This window comes from Orenia metallireducens (genome assembly GCF_003001995.1).
Classification (GTDB): Bacteria; Bacillota; Halanaerobiia; order Halobacteroidales; family Halobacteroidaceae; genus Orenia; species Orenia metallireducens_B.
On sequence record NZ_PVNB01000090.1, the window covers coordinates 1 to 1,244 of the forward strand.

At 26.8% G+C, this 1,244-nt stretch carries 3 protein-coding genes; all 3 read left to right on the top strand.

Going from position 1 to position 1,244, the window contains the following annotated elements; translation table 11 throughout:
• Positions 1-18 precede the first annotated feature (18 nt).
• Complete coding sequence (locus BX659_RS19780; RefSeq protein ID WP_374956493.1) at positions 19-129, top strand: sigma factor-like helix-turn-helix DNA-binding protein; 111 nt, start codon at positions 19-21, stop codon at positions 127-129.
• 24 nt (positions 130-153) lie between these two features.
• Positions 154-381 carry a BhlA/UviB family holin-like peptide gene (locus BX659_RS18725; protein WP_106231984.1) on the top strand — a complete coding sequence of 76 codons (228 nt, stop codon included), beginning with the start codon at positions 154-156 and terminating at the stop codon, positions 379-381.
• 112 nt (positions 382-493) lie between these two features.
• Complete coding sequence (locus tag BX659_RS18730) at positions 494-850, top strand: hypothetical protein (RefSeq protein WP_106231985.1); 357 nt, start codon at positions 494-496, stop codon at positions 848-850.
• Positions 851-1,244 lie beyond the last annotated feature (394 nt).

Sequence of the window (1,244 nt, forward strand, 5' to 3'; positions counted from 1 at the left end):
TTAAAAGCAAAGTTTCTTATGGGTTATTCAGAAAATGAGATAGGAAAGAGATTACATATTTCTAGACAAGCTGTTAATCGAGCCAAAAATCGAGCCTTAGATAGGATTCGAAAATATTTAGCTTTATAGCAATTGAATAAGGTGGTGAACTTAATGGAAAGTAAAGTATTAGACTTGGCTTTGTCTCAAGGAATATGGGCAGTATTAGCAGTTGTTCTTATCTTCTATATCTTAAAGGCTCAAGAAAAGAGAGATTTAAAGCAAGAGGAAAGAGAGGAAAAATATCAAAATATAATTACTCAACTTACTGATAAGTTAAATATTGTAGAGGTTATGAAGGAGGATTTGAATGAAATCAAAGATTATCTATATAAAAATTAAAAAAATCAAAATTTCAGGTTTACAAATTATTTAGTAAGTACGTTGTTATTAAGTGTAAGACAAAACAACCGGTTGGATTAAAATTTATTAAAAATTAAGAGGAGGAATTAAAATGGCAACATATGAACCTCAGACAATTAAGTTTGATCGTAATGATTTAGAAAATATGTTAGGTCATCAATTTAGCACTGGAAGTGCAACTCTTGATACAATTATATCAGGATTAATTGCTGGACAATTAGCTAAGGCAGTTTCAAAATGGCTTTCTGGAAACTCTGGTACAGTTGCAAGTTGGGTATTTGGAATCTCTGTAGGATTAATTCAAGATTCTATTAATAAGCAGGAAAATATGATTAGAAATGCTATCTTAAAAATTGCAGATGGTAAAATTAATGGTTTACAATTAACTTTTACCCCCAACTATGATAGTAATTACCCAGCAGTTTATACTAAATGGTCTACTTATTAAATAAAAACAGGCAGAGAAATTTCTCTGCCTGTTTTTATTTTTTAAACTTATTCCATGAAATGTTAATTATATTCTTTATCTTATTTATAATCTTATATTTTTCAATTATATAGTCTAGTGGAATATATATTAAAATAAAAGTTAAAGTGGCACTATGCACAATTTTTCCTATAATAAAAGCAGGTGGTATAATTATAGCTGCTTTAATCAAAATATCTATTATACCATTTAAAATCTTATAAAAAAATTTTTTTGAGAATCCCCAAATAATAAAAACCTCCTTCTAGATAAATTATATATAAGCAAATTTCAAAATCAATTTTTCCATATGGAAAAATAATTTTAGAGCTATAAATTTATCAAATTTTCATCTAAAACTAGATAAATAATACCA